The sequence below is a fragment of the Rhodococcus sp. (in: high G+C Gram-positive bacteria) genome, assembly GCF_049286785.1.
GTDB lineage: Bacteria > Actinomycetota > Actinomycetes > Mycobacteriales > Mycobacteriaceae > Rhodococcus_F.
Map to the genome: position 1 here is coordinate 1 of NZ_JBAQEO010000243.1, position 6249 is coordinate 6249.

7 protein-coding genes are annotated in these 6249 nt (G+C 66.5%); 4 read left to right on the forward strand and 3 right to left on the reverse strand.

Annotated features, from left to right (window positions below; genetic code table 11):
• Positions 1 to 135 precede the first annotated feature (135 nt).
• Complete coding sequence (locus tag WAW17_RS09810; protein WP_422332796.1) at positions 136 to 1062, reverse strand: DNA-3-methyladenine glycosylase family protein; 927 nt, start codon at positions 1060 to 1062, stop codon at positions 136 to 138.
• An 82-nt stretch (positions 1063 to 1144) separates the two neighbouring features.
• On the opposite strand from WAW17_RS09810, the gene WAW17_RS09815 reads away from it, so the two are divergent.
• Genes WAW17_RS09815 through WAW17_RS09825 form a run of 3 tightly spaced genes read left to right on the forward strand, consistent with a single transcriptional unit; the run spans position 1145 to position 3065 of the window.
• Positions 1145 to 1699 carry a ribonuclease H family protein gene (locus WAW17_RS09815; protein WP_422332790.1) on the forward strand — a complete coding sequence of 185 codons (555 nt, stop codon included), beginning with the start codon at positions 1145 to 1147 and terminating at the stop codon, positions 1697 to 1699.
• 17 nt (positions 1700 to 1716) lie between these two features.
• Positions 1717 to 2592 carry an amidohydrolase family protein gene (locus tag WAW17_RS09820; protein WP_422332791.1) on the forward strand — a complete coding sequence of 292 codons (876 nt, stop codon included), beginning with the start codon at positions 1717 to 1719 and terminating at the stop codon, positions 2590 to 2592.
• A gap of 11 nt (positions 2593 to 2603) precedes the next feature.
• Positions 2604 to 3065, forward strand: a complete 462-nt coding sequence (locus WAW17_RS09825) for a PPOX class F420-dependent oxidoreductase (protein ID WP_422332792.1) — start codon at positions 2604 to 2606, stop codon at positions 3063 to 3065.
• Between the two features lie 44 nt (positions 3066 to 3109).
• Here the strand turns inward: WAW17_RS09825 and WAW17_RS09830 are convergent, their stop codons facing one another.
• Positions 3110 to 4372, reverse strand: coding sequence for an Nramp family divalent metal transporter (locus WAW17_RS09830; protein WP_422332793.1), 1263 nt, complete (start codon positions 4370 to 4372; stop codon positions 3110 to 3112).
• 153 nt (positions 4373 to 4525) lie between these two features.
• On the opposite strand from WAW17_RS09830, the gene WAW17_RS09835 reads away from it, so the two are divergent.
• Positions 4526 to 5704 (forward strand): acyl-CoA dehydrogenase family protein, encoded by a 1179-nt coding sequence (locus WAW17_RS09835; protein ID WP_422332794.1) that lies wholly within the window; start codon positions 4526 to 4528, stop codon positions 5702 to 5704.
• 9 nt (positions 5705 to 5713) lie between these two features.
• On the opposite strand, the gene WAW17_RS09840 is transcribed toward WAW17_RS09835, so the two are convergent.
• On the reverse strand, positions 5714 to 6249 hold a 536-nt coding region (locus WAW17_RS09840; RefSeq protein WP_422332795.1), incomplete at its 5' end, for a PLP-dependent transferase.

Below are 6249 nucleotides of genomic sequence, written 5' to 3' on the forward strand. Positions count from 1 at the left end.
CTCATGTGCATGGCTTCGAATTCCACGACGATCTCCCTCTGCGCAATGCTGGAACGCACCCGGTTGCCTGGTTCGAAGTCTAGTTTCACGTATGAACACTTGAACAGGTGTTCATGGGTTTCGGCGCGAGCGGTCTCAGTGCCAGCGGTGATCGTCCACGACGGTCGGGGGCCCGAACTTGGGTTTCACCGCGCTGCCGCTGACGAGCAGGAGCCGCACCGCCCGGTATCGATGGGGACGGAGCGGAGCCAGATAGTCCACCATGCCGGGGTCGTCGAGTGGCCTGCCGAGAAGTGACCAGCCCACCATCGCCGCCAGGTGATAGTCGCCGACGGAGAGCGCGTCCGGATCGCCGAGCGCGCGTTGCGACACCTCGGCGGCCGTCCAGATACCGACCCCGGGGATCGACATCAGCCGTCGGTTCGCCTCCTCGGGTGGGAGGGTGCAGACCTTCTCCAACCGGTCCGCGAACTGTGCACAGCGCACGACGGTGCGGGCGCGGCCCGGGTCGACGTTGGCGCGATGGAACTCCCACGAGGGCACCCTGCGCCACACCTCGGCCGTGGGCGGAAGTCGCATCCCTTCCGGGGCGGGTCCGGGCGCCGGCCCACCGAACTTCCCCACGAGGCGTCGCCACGACGCGAATGCGGCGATGCGGTGGACACGCTGCTCCAGAATTGCAGGGACGAGTGCTTCCATGACCCGATCGGTGCGGCCCAGCCGCAGGTGCGGGAATCGGCGATGCGCCTCGGCGAGGATCGGATGCTCGGGGGCGAAGCCGGCGGAATCGTCGTGGTCGCCGACGAGCCGGTCCAGCCCCGCGGCGAACTCGGGGGCGCCGGCGCCCCAGGCCTCACAGTGCACGGTGTGACGATCGGATTGGGTGAGGCGGTAGGTGACGGGTCCGGAACCCTGCACGGACGTCCGCCAGAGGGAACCGTCGACGGTCCGCCGATGACAGGGGTCGCCCTTGCCACGTTGCAGAGGCTGGAGCGACATCGCGACATCCAGTGGACGCCGCGAGGTCACGGTGGTCTCGACCACCCCGAGTGACGCTGTCATCTCGTGCAGCGTATCGGCCGGGTGAAACGACACGGCCACCGCTGCCGGACAGATGTCGGGGGACGCACGTACAGTGCCTGCCATGATCATCGTGAGTACCGACGGATCCTGCCTTCGTAACCCCGGTGGGGCGATCGGGTGGGCATGGGTCAATCACGAAGGTCCCAGCCAGTCGGGCGGGGAGGCTTCCGGGACCAATCAGATCGCCGAACTCCGCGCGCTGTTCGAGGCGATCGTCGCGCACCCGGGCCCGGATCCACTCCTGATCGAGTCGGATTCCCAGTACGCGATCAAGTGTGCGTCGGAATGGCTCGCCGGGTGGAAGCGGAAGGGCTGGAAGACGGCGGGCGGCGCGGCCGTGAAGAATCTCGAGCTGGTGCAGGCCATCGATCAGGCCATCGGCGACCGCCCGGGGCCGGTGCGTTTCCGCTGGGTCCGCGGTCACGTCGGCAACCACTACAACGAGGTGGCCGACACACTCGCCGGTGAGGCCGCGCGCGCCATCGCGTCCGGAGACCTGGCGCCGACGCCCATGGCTGTTGCGCTGTCCGTGTCTGTGTCTTTGTCCGTATCCGTGTCCTCGTCCGTAACGCTGTCGACAGCCGCGGAATCCGAAGACGCATTCACCCTGTTCTGACCTCTTCAGGAGAAACAGTGACCGAGGATCTCCGAGTCCGGGAGTTCTGGCGTGCGCTGGGGCTGCCCGGCATCATCGACGTCCACACCCATTTCATGCCCGCGAACGTGATGGAGAAGGTGTGGGGCTACTTCGACGCCGTCGGTCCCCTCACCGGGCGCGCCTGGCCCATCAACTACCGGCTCGACGAGGACGTCCGGGTGGAGCAGTTGAGAGGTTTCGGGGTCCGTCGTTTCACCTCGATGATCTACCCCCACAAACCGGGCATGGCGGCATGGCTCAATCAATGGGCAGCCGAGTTCGCCGAGCGCACACCCGACTGTCTGCGGACCGCCACGTTCTACCCGGAGGAATCTGCGGGCGCCTACGTCGCCGAGGCGATCGAATCGGGGGCGCGGGTGTTCAAGTCGCACATCCAGGTGGGCGAGTACTCGCCCACTGATCCCCTCCTCGACGCGGTGTGGGGCGTCCTGCAGGACTCGGGCACTCCCGTCGTCATCCACTGCGGATCGGGCCCTGCGCCCGGCACATACACCGGCCCCGGACCGATAGCCGAGTTACTCGCGCGTTTCCCGGAGCTACACCTGATCGTCGCGCACATGGGTCTCCCGGAGTACACGGAGTTCCTGGTGCTGGCCGCGAAGTATCCCAACGTGTACCTGGACACGACGATGGCGTTCACGGACTTCGCCGAGGAGTCGACGCCGTTTCCGCGCGGCGAGATTCCACGGCTGGTCGACCTGCAAGGACGCATCCTGTTCGGTAGCGACTACCCCAACATTCCGTATCCCTACCTGGACGCACTGGAGGGACTGACGCGTTTCGACCAGGACGAGTCCTGGCTGCGCTGCGTCATTCACGACAACGCGGCAAGGTTGTTCTCGATCGACTGAAAGGGTTCACCATGAAGATCGCCACCGCTGATCACGTCACCCGTGCCGAGTTGCTCGACTTCGTCCGTCCCCGCCATCGCAGCGTGCTGATCACGCGGAAACGGTCCGGCGGTTTGCAGGTCTCCCCGGTCACCTCGGGTCTCGACGCCGACGGCAGGCTGGTGGTCGCCACCTATCCGCAGCGCGCGAAGGTCGCGAACATTCGTCACGATCCGCACGTGAGCGTGTGCGTGCTGTCCGACGAATTCAACGGTGCGTACGTGCAGATCGACGGCATCGCCGAGGTACTCGACATGCCCGAGGCACTCGAGTCGCTGGTCGAGTATTTCCGCAGCATCTCCGGTGAGCACCCCGACTGGGACGAGTACCGCGACGCCATGCGCAGCCAGAACAAGAGCCTGATCCGCATCACCATCGACGAATGGGGACCCATCGCGACCGGCGGATTCCCGCCGCAGGTCGCGGCCGGGTAGGCGGGGTCGGGCGCAGGCGGACGACCTGCAGGCGGTGCAGCGCGTCACGCGTTCCCGGTGAACGTGAGCCAGAGCAGCGAGACGTTGAGCACCACGATCAGACCGGCGGCTACCCATGCGGCGACGGTGGTCCCCACCGCGTTGCGGTGCACACCCATCAGTTCGCGGTTCGACGTCATCCGGACGAGCGGGATGACGGCAAAGGGGATGCAGAGGCTCAACACCACCTGGCTGAGGACGAGCGCGAGGGTGGGGTCGACGCCGATCCCGAGGACCACCAGGGCGGGGATCAGGGTGACGACGCGCCGCAGAAGCAGTGGGATTCGGATCGACAGCAGCCCGTACATGATCTCCGAACCGGCCGCGCAGCCGACGGACGTCGAAGCCAGTCCGGAAGCCAGCAGGCCGATCGCGAAGACGACGGCCACCGTCGGTCCCAGGGAGTTCTCGATCGCGGCATGTGCGCCGTCGATGGAATCCGTGCCTGGAATGCCGCGTAGGGCGGAGGCGGCGAGCAGGAGCATGCCGATGTTCACCGCACCGGCCACTATCAGCGCCCCGACGACGTCCCATTTCGTCACCCGCAGCAGCCGTGCCAGGCGGGGACCCTCGAGGGCGCATCCGTGCCGGTCGCGCGCGAGTGCGGAGTGCAGGTAGATCGCGTGCGGCATCACCGTGGCGCCGAGCATGCTCGCCGCCAGAAGTACCGTCTCGGTTCCTTCGAACCGCGGCACCAGGCCGCCGAGCGCGTCCGTTCCCGACACATCGGTGAAGGCGAGCCCGGTGAGGAATCCGACGGTGATGATCGACAGGAACCCCATCACGACGAACTCGAATGTCCGCTGCCCCCGGCGATTCTGGATCGAGAGGATGGCCGTGGAGATGACGCCGGTGATCAGTCCGCCGACGAACAACGGTATTCCGAAGAGGAGTTCGAGAGCGATGGCGCCGCCGATCACCTCGGCCAGGTCGGTGGCGACGGCCATGGACTCGGCCTGCAGCCAGAAGGCGCGGCGGTTGCCGGTTCTCAGTCGGGTGCCCAGCATCTCGGGCAGTGACCTGCCGGTGACCAGCCCGAGTTTGGCGGACAGGTACTGCACCAGCACCGCCGTCGCATTCGCGAGGACGAGAACCCAGACGAGGAGGTAGCCGTACTTGGCGCCGGCGGTGAGATTCGCGGCGACGTTTCCGGGGTCGACGTACGCGATGGCCGCGACGAATGCCGGCCCGAGCAGTGCCACACCGCGGAGGCGGCTTTTGCGGCGGGTTCGGCGGGGGAGTGTGGGGCTCGGTGCCTTGACGCTCACTGGCCTCCCGTCGAGATTGCGTGACTCTGCAAAGCCGGGCTCCACAGATTCGTATCTCCGGACTATAGATTTAGGGCACTCGAACTTTCAAGTGCACCAGCGGACGCTATATTCACTAGAACGTGTTCTAGTCGCCGCGGAAGAGGAGTTCCCATGGGTCACGTGCTCGACAGGATAGAGGCCATTGCCGACGAGATTCGAGATCAAGCCGTCCGGTCCGAGACCGACTGCAAACTCACGGACGCGGCCGCGACGTATCTGCGCGACTCCGGCGCCATTCGCATGTTGCAGCCCAGGCGCTATGGCGGCCTCGAAGTTCACCCCCGTGAGTTCGCGGAAACGGTGATGGGCATCGCGGCACTCGACGGGGCGAGTGGCTGGGTCACCGGTATCGTCGGCGTCCACCCGTGGGAGCTGGCGTTCGCCGATCCACAGGTGCAGGAGGAGATCTGGGGTGAGGACAACGACACGTGGATGGCCTCGCCGTACGCACCCATGGGCATCGCGACACCGGTCGACGGGGGATACCGGCTGACGGGGCGGTGGTCGTTCTCGTCGGGCACCGACCACTGCTTGTGGGCGTTTCTCGGCGCGATGATCGGTGACGCCGAGGGGAAGATGGCGATGCCGCCGTCGTCGCTGCACGTGATTCTTCCGCGCACCGACTACCGGATCGTCGAAGACAGCTGGGACGTGATCGGGCTGCGCGGCACCGGCAGCAAGGATCTGATCGTCGAGGACGCATTCATCCCGTCGTACCGCACCCTCGATGCGGCCAAGGTGATGGACGGACGTGCCCAGAAGGAAGCGGGACGACCCGAGCCTTTGTTCAATATGCCCTATTCCTGCATGTTCCCGCTCGGGATCACCTCTGCCGTCATCGGCATCACCGAGGGCGCTCTCGCCTGCCATATCGCCGTCCAGAAGGATCGGGTGGCGATCACCGGACAACCGATCCGGGAGGATCCCTATGTCCTCAGCGCAATCGGAGAGGCTGCCGCCGAGATCAGTGCGTCGCGGGTATCTCTGATCGAGACCGCAGAACGGTTCTTCGACAAGGTGGACACAGGCAAGGAGGTCACCTTCGAGGAACGCGCGATCGGCCGGCGCACGCAGATCGCGGCGGCGTGGAGGGCGGTGCGCGCCGCCGACGAGATCTTCGCCCGCGCAGGCGGCGGTGCACTGCACTACAAGACGCCGATGCAGCGGTTCTGGCGCGACGCTCACGCGGGGTTGGCCCACGCCATCCATGTGCCTGGGCCAACCAACCACGCGAGTGCGCTCGTTCAGCTCGGCGGCGAGCCGCGGGGCATGATGCGAGCGATGATCTGACCGGCCGGATCAGGCGCCGGCGGCAGCCAATCCGGTCTCGAGGTCGGCGAGAATGTCGTCGATTCCCTCGATGCCGACGGCCAGCCGAACCAGACCCGGTGTGACACCGGCACCCAGCTGCTCCTCGGGAGTGAGCTGCGAATGCGTGGTGGACGCGGGATGGATCACGAGCGACCGCACGTCACCGATGTTCGCGACGTGGCTGTGCAGGGTGAGCGCGTTGACGAACCGCTTGCCCGCGTCCACGCCACCGGCCAGTTCGAACGTCACGATCGCACCGGAACCCTTGGGGGTGAGCTGCTTCCCCCGCTCGTACCACGGCGACGAGGAAAGGCCCGCGTAGGACACGGAGGTGACCTCGGGACGTGCCTCGAGGAATTCGGCCACCTTCTGCGCGTTGGCGACATGCCGTTCCACTCGCAGGCTGAGGGTTTCGATGCCCTGCGCGATGAGGAACGCATTGAACGGTGCGACGGCCGAGCCGAGGTCGCGCAGCAGCTGGACGCGGGCCTTGAGGGCGTATGCCGGTGCGCCGAGATCGGCGA

Bases quoted from the DNA above. Each gene is read 5' to 3' on its own strand.
- WAW17_RS09810 (WP_422332796.1), bottom strand. From the start codon at position 1,062: ATGACAGCGTCACTCGGGGTGGTCGAGACCACCGTGACCTCGCGGCGT.
- WAW17_RS09815 (WP_422332790.1), top strand. From the start codon at position 1,145: ATGATCATCGTGAGTACCGACGGATCCTGCCTTCGTAACCCCGGTGGG.
- WAW17_RS09825 (WP_422332792.1), top strand. From the start codon at position 2,604: ATGAAGATCGCCACCGCTGATCACGTCACCCGTGCCGAGTTGCTCGAC.
- WAW17_RS09835 (WP_422332794.1), top strand. From the start codon at position 4,526: ATGGGTCACGTGCTCGACAGGATAGAGGCCATTGCCGACGAGATTCGA.